General features: G+C 39.9%; 21 protein-coding genes. 18 read left to right on the top strand and 3 right to left on the bottom strand.

Features of this window, described 5'->3' with window-relative positions; genetic code table 11:
* Positions 1-2 precede the first annotated feature (2 nt).
* The 18 genes from ACYVQZ_RS06980 (at position 3) to ACYVQZ_RS07065 (ending at position 16,365) form a co-directional block, all read left to right on the top strand.
* Positions 3-701 (top strand): NAD-dependent protein deacylase, encoded by a 699-nt coding sequence (locus ACYVQZ_RS06980; RefSeq protein WP_461240688.1) that lies wholly within the window; start codon positions 3-5, stop codon positions 699-701.
* 54 nt (positions 702-755) lie between these two features.
* Positions 756-1,079: a hypothetical protein gene (locus ACYVQZ_RS06985; protein ID WP_461240689.1), complete on the top strand. Its 324-nt coding sequence runs from the start codon at positions 756-758 to the stop codon at positions 1,077-1,079.
* 12 nt (positions 1,080-1,091) lie between these two features.
* On the top strand, positions 1,092-1,949 hold the full coding sequence (locus ACYVQZ_RS06990) for a DUF72 domain-containing protein (protein ID WP_461240690.1): 858 nt from the start codon (positions 1,092-1,094) through the stop codon (positions 1,947-1,949).
* A 109-nt stretch (positions 1,950-2,058) separates the two neighbouring features.
* Positions 2,059-4,071 (top strand): methionine--tRNA ligase, encoded by a 2,013-nt coding sequence (gene metG / locus ACYVQZ_RS06995; protein ID WP_461240691.1) that lies wholly within the window; start codon positions 2,059-2,061, stop codon positions 4,069-4,071.
* Between the two features lie 24 nt (positions 4,072-4,095).
* Positions 4,096-4,899 (top strand): TatD family hydrolase, encoded by an 804-nt coding sequence (locus tag ACYVQZ_RS07000; RefSeq protein WP_461240737.1) that lies wholly within the window; start codon positions 4,096-4,098, stop codon positions 4,897-4,899.
* Positions 4,886-5,455: a ribonuclease M5 gene (rnmV, locus tag ACYVQZ_RS07005; RefSeq protein ID WP_461240692.1), complete on the top strand. Its 570-nt coding sequence runs from the start codon at positions 4,886-4,888 to the stop codon at positions 5,453-5,455. The genes ACYVQZ_RS07000 and rnmV overlap by 14 nt, the downstream gene beginning before the upstream one ends.
* Positions 5,448-6,341, top strand: coding sequence for a 16S rRNA (adenine(1518)-N(6)/adenine(1519)-N(6))-dimethyltransferase RsmA (gene rsmA, locus ACYVQZ_RS07010; protein WP_461240693.1), 894 nt, complete (start codon positions 5,448-5,450; stop codon positions 6,339-6,341). Before rnmV ends, rsmA begins: the two co-directional genes overlap by 8 nt.
* Positions 6,342-6,430: 89 nt before the next feature.
* Positions 6,431-6,673: a Veg family protein gene (locus ACYVQZ_RS07015; protein ID WP_461240694.1), complete on the top strand. Its 243-nt coding sequence runs from the start codon at positions 6,431-6,433 to the stop codon at positions 6,671-6,673.
* Positions 6,674-6,795: 122 nt separating this feature from the next.
* Positions 6,796-7,647, top strand: coding sequence for a 4-(cytidine 5'-diphospho)-2-C-methyl-D-erythritol kinase (ispE, locus tag ACYVQZ_RS07020; protein WP_461240695.1), 852 nt, complete (start codon positions 6,796-6,798; stop codon positions 7,645-7,647).
* 267 nt (positions 7,648-7,914) lie between these two features.
* On the top strand, positions 7,915-8,826 hold the full coding sequence (locus tag ACYVQZ_RS07025) for a PLP-dependent cysteine synthase family protein (RefSeq protein ID WP_461240696.1): 912 nt from the start codon (positions 7,915-7,917) through the stop codon (positions 8,824-8,826).
* Between the two features lie 21 nt (positions 8,827-8,847).
* The gene (locus ACYVQZ_RS07030) at positions 8,848-9,990 is read left to right on the top strand and encodes a trans-sulfuration enzyme family protein (protein ID WP_461240697.1); all 1,143 of its coding nucleotides are present in this window, start codon (positions 8,848-8,850) and stop codon (positions 9,988-9,990) included.
* 20 nt (positions 9,991-10,010) lie between these two features.
* The gene (epsC, locus tag ACYVQZ_RS07035) at positions 10,011-10,547 is read left to right on the top strand and encodes a serine O-acetyltransferase EpsC (protein ID WP_461240698.1); all 537 of its coding nucleotides are present in this window, start codon (positions 10,011-10,013) and stop codon (positions 10,545-10,547) included.
* A gap of 155 nt (positions 10,548-10,702) precedes the next feature.
* Positions 10,703-11,347 (top strand): ABC transporter ATP-binding protein, encoded by a 645-nt coding sequence (locus ACYVQZ_RS07040; RefSeq protein WP_461240699.1) that lies wholly within the window; start codon positions 10,703-10,705, stop codon positions 11,345-11,347.
* Complete coding sequence (locus ACYVQZ_RS07045) at positions 11,340-12,134, top strand: metal ABC transporter permease (protein ID WP_461240700.1); 795 nt, start codon at positions 11,340-11,342, stop codon at positions 12,132-12,134. Before ACYVQZ_RS07040 ends, ACYVQZ_RS07045 begins: the two co-directional genes overlap by 8 nt.
* Positions 12,135-12,310: 176 nt before the next feature.
* Positions 12,311-13,156: a pur operon repressor gene (gene purR / locus ACYVQZ_RS07050; RefSeq protein WP_461240701.1), complete on the top strand. Its 846-nt coding sequence runs from the start codon at positions 12,311-12,313 to the stop codon at positions 13,154-13,156.
* 2 nt (positions 13,157-13,158) lie between these two features.
* Positions 13,159-14,526 carry a bifunctional UDP-N-acetylglucosamine diphosphorylase/glucosamine-1-phosphate N-acetyltransferase GlmU gene (gene glmU, locus ACYVQZ_RS07055; protein ID WP_461240702.1) on the top strand — a complete coding sequence of 456 codons (1,368 nt, stop codon included), beginning with the start codon at positions 13,159-13,161 and terminating at the stop codon, positions 14,524-14,526.
* Between the two features lie 77 nt (positions 14,527-14,603).
* The gene (locus ACYVQZ_RS07060; protein ID WP_461240703.1) at positions 14,604-15,590 is read left to right on the top strand and encodes a ribose-phosphate diphosphokinase; all 987 of its coding nucleotides are present in this window, start codon (positions 14,604-14,606) and stop codon (positions 15,588-15,590) included.
* A gap of 100 nt (positions 15,591-15,690) precedes the next feature.
* A complete protein-coding gene (locus ACYVQZ_RS07065; RefSeq protein WP_461240704.1) occupies positions 15,691-16,365 on the top strand; it encodes an outer membrane protein assembly factor BamD in 675 nt (224 codons plus the stop codon).
* Between the two features lie 35 nt (positions 16,366-16,400).
* On the opposite strand, the gene yidA is transcribed toward ACYVQZ_RS07065, so the two are convergent.
* From yidA to ACYVQZ_RS07080, 3 genes are read right to left on the bottom strand one after another with little or no spacing between them, the layout of a single operon-like run.
* Complete coding sequence (yidA, locus tag ACYVQZ_RS07070; protein WP_461240705.1) at positions 16,401-17,219, bottom strand: sugar-phosphatase; 819 nt, start codon at positions 17,217-17,219, stop codon at positions 16,401-16,403.
* The gene (locus tag ACYVQZ_RS07075; RefSeq protein WP_461240706.1) at positions 17,219-18,583 is read right to left on the bottom strand and encodes an HD domain-containing protein; all 1,365 of its coding nucleotides are present in this window, start codon (positions 18,581-18,583) and stop codon (positions 17,219-17,221) included. Before ACYVQZ_RS07075 ends, yidA begins: the two co-directional genes overlap by 1 nt.
* Entirely contained in the window at positions 18,583-19,410 is an 828-nt protein-coding gene (locus tag ACYVQZ_RS07080; RefSeq protein WP_461240707.1) for a lipoate--protein ligase family protein, read from the bottom strand. The genes ACYVQZ_RS07075 and ACYVQZ_RS07080 overlap by 1 nt, the downstream gene beginning before the upstream one ends.
* Between the last annotated feature and the right edge of the window lie 23 nt (positions 19,411-19,433).

A 19,433-nucleotide genomic window follows, 5' to 3' on the forward strand; every position in this document is an offset into this window, starting at 1 on the left:
ACTTGAATCCTGAAATTCAAACGCAATTTGATCAAGCAAAACATATCGTGTTTTTAACTGGTGCTGGTGTATCTACAGCCTCTGGCATTCCAGATTTTCGCTCAGCTAACGGGTTGTACACCAAAAATAAAAATGCGGAATACTATTTGAGTCATGCTTATTTTGCCTCTGATCCAGATGGCTTCTATTCATTTTGTAAAGAGAACCTCTATTTTCCAGATGCCAAACCCAACGTTATTCACGAGCGCCAAGCAGCATTAACGCAACAAAATCGTGCGGCTGTCATTACCCAAAACATTGATAATTTGTATGAATTTGCGGGGACGCAGCATTTAGTTGATTTTCATGGTAATCTGTTCAATGTCTACTGTACGAAGTGCCATCAAAATGTTGATTGGCATGATTATTTGAAGAGTCGCATTCACGAAAATTGTGGTGGTGCTTTGCGACCTGACGTCGTATTGTATGACGAGGGTATTGCCCAAGATTCAATTTCACGGTCCATTGACTATATGCAACATGCTGATTTGGTGGTTATCGTCGGCACATCCATGCGTGTCTACCCATTTGCAGGGTTATTGAATTATCGTAACTCACAAGCCCCAGTGTTAGCAGTCAATGAGCAGCGATTGGATCTACCAGTCAAATTTGAAATGATTCAAGAAGATGCGAGCCAATTTTTCACAGAATTAACGGTCTAAAATAGTACCATTTAAGCTCTAAATCAACTATAATTGAGCTAAGAGGTGGTAGCCATGACCCGTGAAGAAATAGTTAATGAATTGATGCAAACAGTTCGAACAATGCAACGCCTCCGGTTTGTGCAAATTTTCTCTGATTTCGCGATGATTTATGGTGTGATTCGAATCCTATCCAGTGGTACCACAGTCGAATTATTTAATGTTACGTTTACACAAGACAATGCGATGATTGTTGTCTTCTTGATTAGTTTGGTTGATCTTAGTTTTGCTTTTATCCGCAGGAATTATCGTCGAGAAGGATTACGATTAACTGCGGCGTTAACTGGTCAATTAAGTGATCAAGAGTTACGACTCGTGCAAATTTTAAAAAGATTTTAGGGGCAAGCAAGTTTGATTACGATTGGATTAACAACTTGGAAGGAACATCCCAGTTTAATTAAAGAAAAGCGGCCGGTTCAGTTAACTGAATACGCCGCTTTTTTTCCGTTGGTTGAAATTGACAACACTTTTTATGGTATTCCAACCAAAAAGACTGTTCGTAGTTGGCTGAGTCAGGTACCATCTGAGTTTCAATTTATTTTAAAAGCTAATCGAGATATGACTAAGCATCCACGGGAACCTGAACAAGCCCCGATTACCGAAACACAACGCGATGCAGTATTTAACGACTTTCAGCAGGCGGTTCGACCAATGATTGCTAGGCAGCAGTTAAAAACCGTTTTGTTTCAATTCCCCCCATTTTTTAATGCCATTCTAGAAAATATTGAGTATTTGCGGCACGTGCGGCAATTACTACCCACACTGCCAATTGCTGTCGAATTTCGCAATCAGACCTGGTATGATCCGGCCATTTATTCGCAGGTCATCGCTTTTTTACAGGAATTAAACATGACTTTGGTTGCGGCAGACGAACCTGATCAAACCAGCACCTCGGTACCATTTGATATTCAAGTGACGAACCCCAAACTAGTCATGTTACGGTTACACGGCCAAAATACGGTTGCCTGGGCACATCCAGGTCGAAACTGGCGGACGACCAGAACCAAGTACCGTTATAATCCGTCCGAATTAAATCAGTTTAAAAACGCGATTGAACAAATTAGTAGTAAGGTTGATGAAGTCGTTGTTGTTTTTAACAATAATGCCGGTAAAGACGCGGCTGATAATGCTTTGCAATTCAAAGATTTATTGGGACTAACCTTTACGGGGTTAAATGATTTGCCGCCAGAACAGTTAGATCTATTTTAAAAATAATGATGAGCAAAAACACGTTGAGTTAGGTTCGCACGAATTGTGTTTTTTTGCTATACTGTCAGGTAATGTTTCGACAATTTTAAGTTAGAAGGGAAGGCCTCATATGGCTGATCAAAAACCAACATTTTATATTACAACACCCATTTACTATCCATCAGGAAAATTACATATTGGTAATTCATATACCACAATTGCATGTGATGCAATGGCACGCTTCAAGCGGCTGACGGGTTATGATGTATTTTACCTAACTGGAACCGATGAACACGGTTTAAAAATTGAAGAAAAAGCTGAAAAATTAAATATGCAACCAAAAGAATACGTTGACCAAATGGCTGACGGTATCAAAAAATTGTGGCAAACTTTGGACATTTCTAACAACAAGTTCATTCGTACTACGGATGATTATCACGTTAAAGCGGTCCAACAAATCTTCCAACAATTACTAGATCAAGGCGATATTTACCTTGGTGAATATGAAGGTTGGTACTCAGTTTCTGATGAAGAATACTTTACAGAAACACAACTGGCTGAAGTTTATCGTGATGACAATGGTAAAGTGATTGGTGGTAAGGCGCCTTCTGGTCACGATGTAGAACTTGTTAAAGAACAATCGTATTTCTTTAAGATGAGTAAATATGCTGACTGGTTGCTTGATTACTACAAGAATCACCCAGAATTTATTCAACCAGCGAGTCGCATGAACGAAATGATTAATAACTTTATTAAACCAGGCCTTGAAGATCTAGCGGTCACTCGAACAACCTTTAATTGGGGTGTGCCAGTGAAAAGCGATCCAAAACACGTGGTTTATGTGTGGATTGACGCATTATCCAACTATATTACAGCTTTGGGTTACGATGGCGCTGATCCAAGTAATTTTGAAAAATATTGGCCTGCTAATGTGCAAATGGTCGGAAAAGAAATTGTGCGTTTCCATACCATTTATTGGCCAATCATGTTACATGCTTTGGGTCTCCCATTGCCAAAACAAGTTTTTGGTCACGGCTGGTTATTGATGAAAGACGGTAAAATGTCGAAATCAAAAGGCAACGTTATTTATCCAGAAACACTCGTTGAGCGTTATGGACTAGATGCATTGCGGTATTATTTAGTGCGCGCAATGCCATATGGCAATGACGGTATTTTTACACCCGAAGACTTTGTTGATAAAGTTAACTTTGATTTAGCTAACGATTTAGGGAATCTCTTAAACCGAACCATTGCGATGATTAATAAGTATCAGGGCGGAAAAATCGAACTGACAACAGCAACCACCACGTTCGATGTAGATTTGAAACAAACAGCTACTGATGTGATCGCTGAATACACTGATTTAATGAATCAGATGCACTTTAGCGATGCGCTCAAGGCAATTTGGAAACTGGTTGCCCGTGCGAACAAGTATATTGACGAAACAGAACCATGGGTTCTGGCAAAAGACGACGCGCAAAAAGAAGCCTTAGCTGATGTCATGTTGAATCTCGCTAAGAGTTTAAAGGTCATTGCAACATTACTACAGCCAGTTATGACCCGCGCACCAAAACAAATTTTTGCTCAATTAGGGTTAGGCGAAGAAGAACGTGCGATTGATAGCCTAACGTTTGATGACTTTCCTGAAAATATTCAAGTTGTTGAAAAAGGGACGCCTATTTTCCCACGTCTAGATGTGGAACAAGAAGTTAACTTTATTCAAGATAAAATGACCAAAGACGAAAAGAAAAAGGGCCGAGCAGCTATGGAAGAAGCTAAAAAGCAAGCACAAGAAGAACCAACTGATGGCAAGAAGCCAATCAGGATTGAAGTATTTGACAAGGTAGAACTTAAAGTGGCGCAAATTAAAGCAGCCGACCATGTCGAAGGTGCAGATAAACTACTCAAATTCCAATTAGATGATGGTAGTGAAACTGGTCGTCAAATTTTATCAGGAATTGCTCAGTGGTACCCAGAACCAAGTGAATTAGTTGGCAAAAAAGTATTAATTGTGGCTAATTTGAAGCCACGAAAAATGCGCGGTGAAATGAGTGAAGGCATGCTTTTATCAGCAGAACATGATGGCAAGGTGCAACTTGTAATTGTACCTGATGAACTTGTCAACGGCTCAGGTGTCGAATAGTTAGATCGGAGAAAAAAAGTGGCAATTTATACACACGAAGAACAGTTAAATATCTATGATTCACACACGCACCTAAATGATGATGCATTTTTCACGGAAGTGCCCGCGTATATGGCGCGTGCCAAACATTTTGGTGTGAATCAGATGAATATTGTCGGCTCAAACACAATTTTAAACGATCGTGCTATTCAGTTAGCACATGACTACGACAATTTGCATGCAATTGTGGGTTGGCACCCAGAAGATGCTAAAGATTACACACCAGCCATTGAAAAACAATTGATCGAGCAACTTGCTGATGATCAGGTGGTAGCCATGGGTGAAGTGGGCCTTGACTACCACTGGGATAGTTCAACGCCGGAAGATCAAAAAAAGGTTTTTGCACGCCAAGTAGCGATTGCTAAAGACCTTCATTTACCAATTTCTATTCATGATCGGGATGCTTTTGAGGATACGTATCAAATCTTAAAAGATGGCGATGTGCGTGATATTGGTGGTGTGATGCACAGTTTTAATGGCGATGTCGAATGGTTAAAGAAATTTCTTGATTTGGGGATGCATATTTCATACAGCGGTGTGGCTAGCTTTAAAAATGCTAAGGATGTTCATGAGTCTGTTAAACAAACACCAATGGATATGTTGTTAGTAGAAACTGATGCACCTTATCTGACGCCAGCGCCATACCGCGGCCAACAAAACGAGCCAGGGTTCACTAAATTTGTGGTCGACGCGGTGGCAGATTTGAAAGAAGTTAATCCGAAAGTTATTGCCGACCAAACATTTGAGAATGCAACCAAGTTATTTGGAATTCAAGATGCAAAAAATTAAAGAAATCATTGTTGTGGAAGGTAAAGATGATACCTATCGCATCAAAAAAGCAGTGGATGCAGACACATTTGAAACTAATGGGTCTGCTTTGTCATCTCAAGATATTGACTATTTGAAAAAGCTACAGAAGACGCGAGGCTTAATCGTTTTTACTGATCCAGATTTTAACGGTGAACGAATTCGTAAAATGATTCAAGCCCAGATTCCAGAAGCAAAACACGCCTTCATTAAACGTGAACAAGGTGTGCCAAAGAATGCGGGTGGTAGCTTAGGAGTTGAACATGCCAGTGTAGAAGATATTAAACAAGCACTAACGCATTTATCAACACCACGACAAGAATCAGATTCGCAAGATATTACGGTGAACATTTTACGAGCGGCGCAGCTGATCAATGGTCCCAGAGCTGCCAAACGGCGGCAACGGTTAGGTGAAATTTTAAATATTGGCTACAGTAACGGTAAACAGCTAATCAAACGACTGCAGCTGTTTCAAATCGATGAAGCCACGTTTGCAGCAGCAATCAAGCAAATTAATCAGGAGGAAAATGATGAGTAACAACCCAGAAATTGGTAGTTTAGTGCGCACCAAAGCCATTATGGAACGGTACGGACTACATGCCAAAAAAAGTTTAGGACAAAATTTTCTGACTGATTTGAATGTGCTTCAAAATATTGTCACAGCGGCTGACATTTCTGCGACTGATAATGTTATTGAAATTGGACCAGGAATTGGGTCGCTCACGCAACAGCTAGCCAAAAAGGCCAAACAGGTTGTAGCACTTGAAATTGATGATGCCTTAATTGGTGTGTTGGATGAAGTTTTGTTTGATTATGACAACGTGCGCGTCTTGAATCGTGATGTCTTGCAGACTAACTTAGAAGAATTAGTGCAAACAGAGTTTGATGATCCACAAAGCCCGATCAAAGTTGTGGCTAATTTGCCATATTACATTACGACCCCAATCTTATTGCAGTTATTACAATCAAACGTGAATTGGACTAATATCGTGGTCATGATGCAAAAAGAAGTGGCGCAACGACTTGCTGCTAAACCAGGCATTAAAGCATATGGTTCGCTATCGTTAGGCATTCAGTACAAAATGGACGTTGCGGTGGCATTTGAGGTACCAAGAACAGTCTTTGTACCGGCACCAAACGTTGACTCAACGATTGTTAAACTGACACCGCGTAAAGCACCGTTAAGTGTGCAACCTTTTGACGAGAAAGCATTGTTTCGGTTAATCAAGGGGTGCTTTAGTCATCGCCGTAAGAATTTGTGGAATAATATGCAATCTGTTTTTGGTAAAACACCTGAAATTAAAGCAGAAATTCAATCAGTCCTGACTGAAAATAACATTGATCCGCAAGATCGACCAGAAAAATTATCACTAGAACAGTTTATAATTTTGTTAAATAGCTGCCATGAACACGGCCTAATCTAAGATAAGACTTGTCTTTTGGATAACATTGTGGTAAAATTTGAAATTTTTGTGAAACAAGCGTATAATAGTTTCACAGTGAGGTGAATTAGATGCCAGTAACATTAGCTAGCATCAAGGCGAAACTTGATCAAAGAATCGGCGAGAGCCTATTAGTCATTGCGCAGGCAGGGCGCAAGAAAATCACAAAACGCCACGGCGTATTAAGTGAAACCTACCCAGCCGTCTTCGTGGTTGAGCTCAACCAAGACGAAAATTCTTTTGAACGCGTTTCGTATAGTTATACCGACGTACTCACAAAGAATATCGAAATTGATTTCGAAGACGAACAATAATAATACTAAAAAAGCTGATGACTAAAGTGCCATGAGCTTTTTTAGTATAAAGAATTGATTGCCGTTAGCGCGCTAAATTAGTATAATTACATTAATAAAATTTAAAAAAGAGGGGGATTTAATTGCAAGTTGTCAAAAAAGCACCGGCTAAAATAAACTTAGGATTAGATACCCCCAAAAGATATCCAGATGGGTCGCCTCAATGGGATATGGTGATGACATCCATTGATTTAGCTGACTACGTTAAAATTACGACGCATCAGCATACAAATGATATCAAGGTCTACACTGACAGTGGCTTTTTACCCAACGATCAGCGTAATTTGGCTTATCAAGCTGTACATATATTAAAAAATCGGTTCCATCAAACTGATGGTGTAACCGTTGAAATCAAAAAACAAATTCCGGTTGCTGCTGGCTTAGGTGGTGGCTCAGCTGACGCGGCTGCTGTTTTGCGTGCTTTAAATGAAATTTGGTCACTAGATTTATCTAATGCGGAGTTAGCTAAACTATCGTTAACCATTGATTCAGATGTTCCGTATTGCATTTATAATCAAACAGCTCGCGTGACAGGACATGGCGAGCAAATAGAAATATTACCGGACTTTTATCATTTTCCAATTGTGATTGCAAAACCAAAAATCAGTGTTTCCACACCTGTGATATTACGCCAAATTAACTACGATCAGTTGGATCATCTAGACATTGACGAACTTGTTGCGGGCATTAAAGCCCGAGACCAAGAACAAGTTTTTCAAAATATGGGTAATGTTTTGGAATCCGTGACAGGTCATGTCTATCCGGAAATCAGTCAGTTGAAGCAAAAAATGATTGAACTGGGGGCTGATGTGGCTCAGATGAGTGGCACTGGTCCAACTGTTTTTGCGATTTGTAAAAAAATGTCACGTGCTAAGCGACTACAAAACAGTTTGAAGGGTTTTTGTCACGAAGTTTATCTAGTTCGGTCACTCTAATTCTTAAATTTAGTTTGACAATCCTTTGGTAACTGATGTATTCTATGTTCAATCAAATGGAGGTAACTAAATGTTTTTAAATCACCTAACAACATTACAAAGCGTTTGTTGTTGTGGATCGCGTCTGATGCGACCCACTAATTGGTGTGCCTAAAAATAGTTACCAGCCACCATTTTAATAGTCGGGATAAGTGTTAGACGCAGATTCAATTCATTTTGAACCTGTGTCTTTTTTTATCCATTTTTACTGAAAGGAAGTTGTCCATCGTGCGAGTTAATAGTGTTTATGAGTTAATCGGCCATACGCCGTTACTGCAATTAGATATTCCCGTTCCGCATCAAAGTCAAATTTTTGCCAAACTAGAGATGTTTAATCCGGGCGGCAGTGTTAAAGATCGGTTGGGAGTTGCTTTAATTGAGGATGGGATCAATAAAGGATTGATTCATTCTGGGACCACCATTATTGAACCAACCGCTGGTAATACGGGAATTGGCGTTGCCTTAGCCACGCAAAAACATCATCTACCCGCAATTCTAGTGGTACCGGAAAAATTTAGTTTTGAAAAACAAACCCTAATGAAAGCTTTAGGTGCGCAATTGGTCAATACGCCAGCGGCAGATGGTATTTTGGGCGCTATTGATAAAGCTAAGACAATGGCAACTCAGATGGACGATGCATACGTCCCATTGCAGTTTGAAAACAAGGCCAATCCTAGTATTTATGAAACAACACTAGCGCCAGAAATTTTAGCAGATTTGGACAATCAAAAAATTGATGCTTTTGTGGCTGGGGCTGGTAGCGGCGGTACGTTTGCGGGGACAGCAAAAACATTGAAAGCTGTTTATCCAGATATTCAAACAGTGGTAGTCGAACCTGAAGGCTCCATTTTAAATGGTGGTCAGCCACATCCGCACCGAACAGAGGGCATTGGCGTCGAATTTCGGCCTCCATTTTTTGCAGATGCACCGATTTCAGACATTAAAACAATTAGCGATCAAGATGCGTTTGCAAATGTTGCATTACTGGCCCAAAAACAAGGTCTATTTGCAGGCAGTTCGAGTGGTGCTGCATTAGCTGCCGCGCTCCAAGTTGCCGAACAGTTACCTGAAAAATCGACAATTGTCACTATTTTTCCAGATTCAAGTGAACGCTATTTAAGCGAAAATATTTACGATTAAAAAAATTGGAGGAATCAAAAAATGAAATTTAATACGAAACTCATTCACGGTGGTATCAGCGAAGATCCAACAACAGGAGCCGTTTCAATTCCTATTTATCGCGCATCAACTTTTCATCAAAAAACATTGGGTGGGGATCCTGATTGGGAATACTCTCGTACAGGTAATCCAACTAGATTAGCACTGGAAAAATTAATTGCAGATTTGGAACAGGGAAGTGCAGGATTCGCATTTGCTTCAGGATCTGCTGCTATTCATACTGTCTTATCGCTATTTTCTGCCGGTGATCACATTGTCGTCGGTAATGATGTTTACGGTGGGACTTTCCGGCTCATGAATAAAGTCATGAAACGGTTTGGTTTAACATTCACAGCTGTTGACACCACGGATTTAACGGCGGTCGAAGATGCAATTTCAACTAATACGAAAGCCATCTATTTTGAAACACCGACCAATCCGTTGATGAAAATTACAGATATCAGTGCTTTGGTCAAAATTGCTAAAAATCATGACATAAAAACGATTGTCGATAATACATTTGCCACACCATATAATCAAAATCCACTGACACTCGGCGTCGATATTGTTGTCCATTCTGCAACTAAGTACTTAGGTGGCCATAGTGATTTAGTTGCTGGCTTGGCCGTGACCAACGATGACCAAATTGCTGAACAATTAGCGTTTCTTCAAAATTCAATTGGTGGTGTTTTAGCACCAGATGATAGTTGGCTTTTACAACGCGGTATTAAAACTTTAGGTGCGCGGATGCGTGTCCATGAAGAAAATGCGCAGGCCATTGTTCAGGTTTTAAAAGATGATTCACGAGTCAGCAAGATTTACTATCCTGGCGATCCAGATTTTGCCGGTTACGATATTGCCAAGCAACAAATGAAACATTTCGGTGCCATGATTTCGTTTGAATTACAACCAGGACTGAATCCTAAGACGTTTGTAGAAGGACTGCACTTGATTGATTTGGCAGAAAGTTTAGGTGGCGTTGAAAGTTTAATTGAAGTGCCAGCCGTCATGACACACGGTTCCATTCCACGCGAAATTCGTCTGCAAAATGGTATTTCAGATGAATTGATTCGTTTCTCGGTTGGCATTGAAGATGAAGCAGATTTAGTTGCTGACATTAAGCAGGGACTAGATCAACTAGGATAAGACAAAGGAGGGGCAAAAAAATGTTTGCAGCTGCTAAATACATTAAAAAAATTGATCCTGCTGCACACAGCATCTGGGAAGTTATTTTAACTTATTCCGGGTTTCATGCCCTGATGTTTCATCGATTGAGTCATCGTCTCTATTTAAAACGTCATTATTTATTGGCCAGTTTGATTGCTCATATCAGTAAACAACTCACTCATGTCGAAATTCACCCAGGCGCCGAAATTGGGCGCCATGTCTTTATCGATCATGGCACTGGAGTTGTGATTGGTGAAACTGCGATTGTTGGTGATTACGTGACGATTTTGCACGGTGCGACACTTGGTTCACGTCATATTGAGAAAGGGCGTCGTCATCCAATTATTCACGACCATGTTTTGATTGGAGCCAATGCATTATTGCTCGGCGCGATTACAATTGGTCAACATGCAAAAATTGGTGCAGGAACAGTAGTTTTAACTGATGTAGCAGCAAATAAAACCATTGTGGGTAATCCAGGACATATTGTGGCTAGTCATAAAATCGAAGTGACATTTAATCAAGAAAAAATATGAAATATTACTTAACAGAAGCCTGAGTGGGCTTCTTTTTTTTGAAAATTGTTGCAGTTCAATTTAATATTTAGTAAACTAAATAGTAATCATTACAATTTAAACGTGTGTCAGGGGATGTAAGTATTACAACTATTTTAGAAGCCAAACACTTAAACTTGGCCTATGGACAAAAAGAAGTTATTCAAGACCTCAGTTTTCAAGTTGAGCAGGGTTCTTTTTTTTGTGTTCTCGGTGAAAATGGTGTTGGTAAAACAACGCTCGTCCGCGCCATTTTAGGGCAACTAAAACCCAAGAGCGGTGAAATCATTGTCGGGTCGACTCAAACCAAAATTAAGATTGGCTATGTGCCACAATTTCGTAATTTAGATGAAGAATATCCATTATCAATCGAAGAATTTGTAGGGCTCAACGTCAAAAAAAACGGACTACCATGGTTAACCAAAGAAGAAAAAGAAAAAGTACAACGTGTGATTGAACAAACCAATCTGACACAAATTGCGAATCGCCCATTGGGACAAGCCTCTGGCGGTGAAAAACAACGAGCTTATTTAGCGCAGGCTTTATTACAGGATCCATCCTTACTAATTTTAGACGAATCGACGGCCAGTCTCGATGTCGATAAAAAATATGAACTATTGAATTTGGTTGCGCAACTAAAAGTGAGTGTTGTGTTTATTACACATGATTTGGCACTAGCGCAACAGTTTGCAGATCATTTTTTATTAATCAAACACGATGGATTTCAAACAGGGCCCATTACGCAATTAAAAGATGATATCGAGGTCGGCACAAATGTTTAGCTATGAATTTATGCAGCATGCTTTTTTGGCCTCAACGTTGATTGCGATTATTTCGGGTATTGTGGGGGTCTTTGTGATTGCACGGAGCATGTCATTTTTGACCCATACGTTATCAGAAATTGGTTTTGCGGGAGCAGCCTTTGGCGTGTTTGCTGGTTGGTCGGCCTTGAATGGCATGCTCGTGTTTACAATTGTCAGCTCCATGATAGTGGGACAAATGAGTGTTAAACCAGCTCGTCGTGAGTCGGCCATTACCGCTGTATCTGCACTTTTTATTGGCCTGGGTATTTTATTTTTGGCATTATCCAATCAAAATTCAACATCAGCCACCAGTATTTTATTTGGAAGTGTCATTGGAATAGACAGTCAAGAAGTGCTGCAAATGGCACTGTTATGCTTAATTGTGCTGATTGTCGTATTTTTCAGTTATCGTCAATTAAAGTTTGATTCTTTTGATGAGGTGGGTGCCCGGGTTAATGGGGTGAACAGCACTTTAATATCGATTATTTTTCTTGTCTTACTGGCATTGAGTGTCAGTGTGGCTGCGCAAATTGTTGGCGCCCTTTTGATTTTTATTTTGCTCACCTTACCAGCAGCGAGTGCAAAATATTTTGTGCATAGCGTCTTTCAAATGATGTTATTAGCAATTGGATTCGCATTGGTCGGAACTTGGCTCGGCTTATATCTAGGCTATGTGACGAATTGGCCGGTTAGTTTCTTTATTGCCTTTATTGAAGTGGCCATCTATTGTGGTAGCTTAATCAAAGCACGATTAACAAATAATTAAATGATCAATCACCTGAGACGAAAGTGCTCAGGTTTTTTTGTGGGAAAAACATCATTTTTTAAGCCGGTTTTAATAAATTAATTCAATTATAATGGTGTCAAACACGCAAAATCCGAACAATATGTGGTATTATTTTTAGGGATAACTTTAAATAAATAGATGAAGAGGGAAATGCAATGAAGATCAGACGTAGTGATCGCTTAGTTGATATGACGCGATTTTTACTGGAAAGGCCACGGACGTTAGTATCACTCAAGTTTTTTGCACAACGTTATGATTCCGCAAAATCATCAATCAGTGAGGATTTAGGAATCTTAAAGCGAACATTTCAAGATCGCGGTACCGGTATTTTAGAAACTTTACCTGGTGCGACAGGTGGTGCGCGTTTTATTCCGTATATTTTAAGAGAAGAAGCGCAAACCTTTATCGAAGAAACGATTAAAGAAATTAGTGATCCAACGCGACTACTTCCGGGTGGTTATGTTTATTTGTCTGATTTGTTAAGCCGACCAGATATTTTGCGTCAAGTCGGTCGCTTGATTGCAACGCAATATTTAAATCAACATATTGATGTCGTCATGACTGTGGCCACTAAAGGCATTCCAATTGCGCAAAGTGTGGCGACCTATTTAAATGTACCATTTGTGATTGTGAGAAATGATTCGCATATCACAGAAGGTTCCACGGTGAGCGTTAACTACGTTTCTGGTTCATCAAAACGAATTCAAAAGATGGAACTATCACGCCGGAGTCTAAAAAAAGATGCCAATGTGTTAGTTGTCGATGATTTTATGAAGGGTGGCGGAACACTCAATGGGATGAAGTCACTGATTGCTGAATTTGAAGCCAACCTGGTTGGCATGACTGTTTTTGCCCAAGGCGTTTTTGAAGGCCATCGTCTCATTAACGATTTCACTTCGCTCATTAGTGTGGCAACCAAGGACGAAGCAGATGCAACCATTGAGGTGCAACCCGGTAATTATTTATCAACAGTTTTTGGAACAGAAATGGAGAATCAATAATCATGAAAACAAAAAACACCATTATTTTAGCTGCCGGTAAAGGAACTAGAATGAAATCTAAACTATATAAAGTACTACATGAAGTGTGTGGTAAAGCGATGGTGGATCATGTGTTGACCCAGATCGAAAAAAATAAAATGGACAATATCGTGACAGTTGTTGGTTTTGGTGCGCAGGATGTTGAAAAAACTTTGGGTGACCGCACTAAATATGTACTTCAAAAACAACAACTTGGTACCGGTCATGCCGTCATGCAAACCGAAGATTTATTGGGCAATTTAGATGGTCAGACCCTAATCGTCAGTGGAGATACACCGTTATTTCGAGCAGAAACCTTCAAGAAATTATTTGAATATCATGAAGCTAAACATGCTGCGGCCACTGTCTTGACATCAGTTGCACCAGATCCAACCGGTTATGGTCGAATTGTTAGAAATGATATTGGCATTGTTGAAAAAATTGTAGAGCAAAAAGATGCCAGTCGTGATGAACAAGACATTCACGAAATCAATACGGGTGTGTATTGCTTCGATAACAAGCAACTATTTGATTCTTTAAAACTCTTGACCAATGACAATGCGCAGGGTGAATACTATTTGACAGATGTCATTAGTATTTTGAAAAAGCGTGGTGAAATTGTTGCGGCCTACCAAATGGCTGATTTTGATGAATCGATGGGTGTTAACGACCGGATTGCATTGGCGCGTGCTAATCAAGTGATGAGAGATCGCATCAACACTTATCACATGCAAAACGGTGTAACGTTGTTAAATCCGGCCACGACATATATTGATGCAGATGTTCAAATTGGCCCTGACACAGTTATCGAAGGCGGAGTTTCTTTAAAAGGTACCACAAAAATTGGATCAGATTGTTTAATTGGTGGTGGGTCAACAATTATTGATTCAACGCTCCATGATGAAGTAAAAGTCACCTCCTCCACAATTGAAGAATCACAAATGCATACGGGTAGTGATATTGGCCCAAATAGTCACTTACGCCCAGAATCTGAAATTGGTGAAAATGCCCATATTGGTAACTTTGTGGAAGTTAAAAAAACCACCATTGGTAAAGGGACGAAGGTTGGTCATTTAACTTATATTGGGGATGCCACGTTGGGCGATAATATCAATGTTGGTTGTGGGGTGGTCTTTGTCAATTACGACGGGACGTCAAAACATCACACTAATGTGGGTGACCATGCCTTTATTGGCAGCAATTCTAATTTAATTGCGCCACTAGAAATTGCCGCTGACTCCTTTGTTGCCGCTGGTTCAACAATTACCAACGATACAGAAAAATTTGATATGGCGATTGCGCGCAGCCGCCAAGTGAATAAACCTGGCTATGCAAAAAAATTACCTTGGTAATTTGTTAGGTAAGACGCTTGCTTTTTAAGCCTGAAATTCATATGATTGAGTTGTAAATTAACATTTTGGAGGATCTAATGGAACAACAATATTTTGACCCAAAGTTAAAGATTTTTGCGTTAAATTCAAACCGGCCATTGGCGCAAAAAATTGCCAAAACGGTGGGGGTTGAGTTAGGAAAGCTATCTGTTGATCGTTTTAGCGACGGAGAAATTCGGATTAACATTGAAGAAAGCATTCGCGGTGACAATGTTTACGTGATCCAGTCAACCTCTTCGCCAGTCAACGATAACTTAATGGAGTTATTGATTATGATTGACGCACTTAGACGAGCAAGTGCGAATACCATAAATGTTGTTATTCCTTACTACGGTTATGCAAGACAAGATCGGAAGGCACGTTCCAGAGAACCAATTACGGCCAAGCTAGTGGCTAATATGTTGGAAAGAGCAGGTGCTTCACGCATCGTTGCGCTCGATTTACATGCGGCTCAAATTCAAGGATTCTTTGATATTCCATTAGACCATTTAATGGGCGCACCATTAATAGCTGACTACTTCATTGACAATGGCATTGCAGAAAATGCGGTTGTGGTTTCTCCAGATCACGGTGGTGTGACCAGAGCAAGAGCGTTAGCTGAATTCCTGAAAGCGCCGATTGCTATTATTGATAAACGACGACCTCGTGCAAATGTTGCGGAAGTCATGAACATTATTGGAACAGTGCAGGGAAAGCGTTGCATCCTCATTGACGATATGATCGATACAGCAGGGACGATCACATTAGGCGCTAAAGCGTTGATGAAAGCAGGTGCACAAGAAGTGTATGTATCGTGTACACATCCCGTGCTCTCCTCACCTGCTATTGAACGATTAGAAGAAGCACCAATTAAACAAGTGGTGGTCACTGATTCTATTGATCTGCCAGATGAAAAACGTATCGATAAACTGGTTCAAGTATCTGTCGGACCTTTGATTGGTTCCGCTATTCGCAGAATTAATGAAAACAAGCCAGTTAGTCCACTCTTCAAAAATCGATTTGAATCTGAGGAAAAATGGAATTAAGATTTTTTAAATATTACAATAATATTACAAAAAATAACCCGATTCGGGTTATTTTTATTCTATCCGTGATACAATGAAATTCAAAAGGGAGGAACACAATATGCAAATTAAAACCATCCTTAAAAAAAGTCTATTAGGAGTTATGTCCGTTCTTTTGGCTGTCACAATGGCAGCCTGTGGTAACACAAGTAAAAGCGCTAAAAGTGATCAAACCAGTCAGGCGACCAGCAGTAAAGTCAGTCCTGCAACTAAAGCATACAAGAAAGCCAATCAGTTGATTGATCAGGGCAAGTATGACCAAGCATTGCAAAAACTCAAGGATGCGCCTCAAACCAGTAAAATCAAAGGATTATTAGCTAACTTGAAGACTTACATGCAAGCTAGTGACGATTACAAGGCACAAGACTATGATAGTGCGCAAACTGGAATTGATACCCTTAAAAGTAATGCAGATGCTTCGAGCTCAGAATTGAAGCAAAAAGTTTCTTCGCTAGCTGACAAAGTTCAAAATCGTGGTACCAAAACAACAGCCAGCACACAAGTAACTAGTAGCAGTCAAGCCTCAACACCAACGGACAAGAATACAATTGTGTCTAATTTTGCCAAATCTATTGGGTTATATGGAAAATCTGATTATGCGTTTAGTGTAACGAATCAATCCGGCAATGTTTACACGATTGAAGTTCGCCAAAATAATGCTACTAACGATGTGGCTAGTCTAATTGGCATTTATCAATACAATGCATCGACAAACGTTGCGACAAAGACAAATTAAATAGTAAAAAAGGATTTCCGTGAGGAAGTCCTTTTTTAATTATTAACGTATTGATTAATGGCAGCCGCGACGCCATCTTCACTATTTGGTAGTGTGACTTCTTGAGCAGCCTGCTTAATTTCTTTAATGGCATTGCCCATCGCAACACCTAAGCCAGCAAACTTGATCATGGTTAAATCATTGCCTTGATCGCCAAGCGCCATGACTTCGGAACGTTGAATATCTAATTTGGTACAAAGTTCCTTTAGTGCACTACCTTTGCTTGCATTTCGATTCATAAATTCAATGAAAAATGGTTCGCTTTGAACGATATAAAAACGATCATTAAATTCAACTGGAATTTCATTATCTGTCATGACGCGGTTGATAACCGCAGGATCATCAATCATCATACACTTGGAAATTGATAAACTTGAATCCATTTCGCCGACGTCACGATAACGAATTGGCATCCGCACGAGATAGGCTTCTGCAATGGAATATGGGCTAATATTTTTGTTAGCAGTGTAAATGTACTGATCTGTTTCGCAGTGGAAATGAATTCCTAATTTACGACTCAGTGCCTCAATATCAATATAATCGTCAAACGACAATGTGTGGCGTAATAAAACGTCGCCGTTGGTTGTTTGAACTAAGGAACCGTTGAAAGTGATGACATATTGATTATCTGCTAAATCAAGACCCAGTTTTTTTAAATAAGGTTTAACCCCAACTAGTGGGCGACCAGTACATAAAACAATTTTCACACCTTTTTCAGAAGCAGTATTAATGGCTTCAATAGTCGCCTGGGCCAACTGATTTTTTTCGTTTAATAAAGTGCCATCAATATCAATGGCGATGAGTTTAATAGACATTACCGTGATCCTTTCTGCGGGTTGATCAATTCATTATTTGAAATATATTGTTGAAAATCTTGGTAGATGGGGTCAAAAATTTCGATGTCTTCAGTATGAGATAACATTTCCTTTGGGAAAAAGAAACGTTGATCACCAGCAACTTTGCCTGCAATTGCGGCAACCAAATCACTGACCTGAGATAATTCAATTAATTGACCGTCCGGTTGCATAAGTTCAATTTGTGTTTTGGAATTTGAAACCTGTGGATCATAGGTATCATAGGGCAGATTATAACTGTCATTAATCGCAGTGTAATAATCACTGTTAAATCCGGCTGTTTCGATTAATTTTTTCAATTTAGGCAACAATTTTTCCGTATCTTTGGAGTACAGCACCGATTTCAGGGGTTGTCGATCTAAAAAGCGATTTGCAAGGTCTGACAAGGTTCGATCAGGGAAGTGACGCCAGTGGGCAAAATAAGTGGTTAAAACGCCATCATCTAATGCTAAGTAATCGCTTAGTTTAAAGCGATTATTGAAAAACGGCATCAGCATGTGCGGGGTAAACGTGCCATCGTCAGCACCGTTTTTGTAGAGAAAGTCCGCCCGCTGTAAGAGATGATTCAAAATGGATTCCATGGATCTTGATACTGGATGGAAGTAAACTTGCATGTACATTTGAAAGCGACTTAAAATGTAGTCTTCAACCGCGTGCATACCAGCAATTTCAAACGTAATGCCATCTTCATAAGGTCGCATAACCCGTAAGATGCGTTCCAAATCAAAATTACCGTAGTTAGTTCCTGTATAATAAGCGTCTCGGAGTAAATAATCCATGCGATCCGCATCAATTTGGCTAGAAATTAGTTGGATGACTTGTTGATTTTCATACGTGTGGTCGATTACTGAGGCAACTTGTTTCGGAAATTCAGGGGACACTCGTGCCAGAACTTTGTAAATATTTGTCTCTGGCGAGGTGATAATTTGCGTCGTAATTTGTTCATGATTAGTTTTGAAAATGTGTTCAAATGTGTGCGAATAAGGGCCATGGCCAATATCGTGTAGTAATGCGGCGCACAGTGCGACTGGCCGTTGTGAGTCATCCCACAGGCCATCATGGGCTTCCTTAGTAGGATAGTTTCGTTGAAAAAGATTGCAAATGCGTCGGGTGATTTCGTAAACACCCAGACAATGGCCAAACCGCGTATGTTCTGCACCATGAAAAATTAATGAGGCTGTTCCCAGTTGCTTAATGCGGCGGAGACGCTGAAATTCGGGGGTATTGATGAGATCTAAGATGATTTGATTATCGACATAGATGTAGTTATGAATTGGATCACGGAACACCTTTTCTTTGGTTAATTGTTCATCATTAAAACTCATTATTTTTGTCCTCCAATTTTGGACTGGCGAGTCATCATTTGTGTACGTTCTTGTGATAAATCTGATAAAAATTGCGGCTGTTGCATCAAGGTATTTAACTGTTGATCACCAATGGTGAGTTGCTGATGCTGTAAAGCCTCAATAAAGCGATTTTTTACTTCAGCAATCGATAATGGAGCCGTTAGTAGTGATTGAATGTTAATCATTGAAGCGGGGTCAACATCTGGGAAATGCCATTTATTTTCGTGATCTGCTAAACCTAATTTGTAGGCTGTTTGAACAATTTCACCACGTTGTTGTTGATCCCCGTTGATACTTAAGTAGGCCATGATAACAGTGCCATCTGGATTGCGACGTTGCGCCATTCCACCAATTTTTTGACCATTGACACTAAGATCAAACGTCCCTGGACAATAGGAATGAACGATTTCGCCAGTCTCAATGGTTAATTCAGGAAAGGCGAAACGTACTAGATCAGTCATCTTTTGGTAAGCATCATCGACACTCATAGAAGCGAGATGATCAGGAATAAATAAGGAGACGTTTAAAACACCACTATCACTAATAACGCCCAGGCCACCGGAATTACGGACAAAATAATGGTAATCATGGTCAGATAAAAATGATAATGCATTTGATAATTCAGGTAAGCGCTGATCTTTTAAGCCGAGAATCATGGTTTGATCAAGCATCCAAAAATTTAAGATCTCATAGTCAATGGTTGATTGGATTTTTAGTAAAGCATTGGTGGTCGCAAATGACATGAGGTTGTCTTTGGGTGCAAAATGTTGATCTAACACTTCAATGTGGTTACTAGGCAAAAACATATTTTTCCTTCTTTAAATGGGAT

It is taken from the genome of Paucilactobacillus salsurae (genome assembly GCF_054784995.1).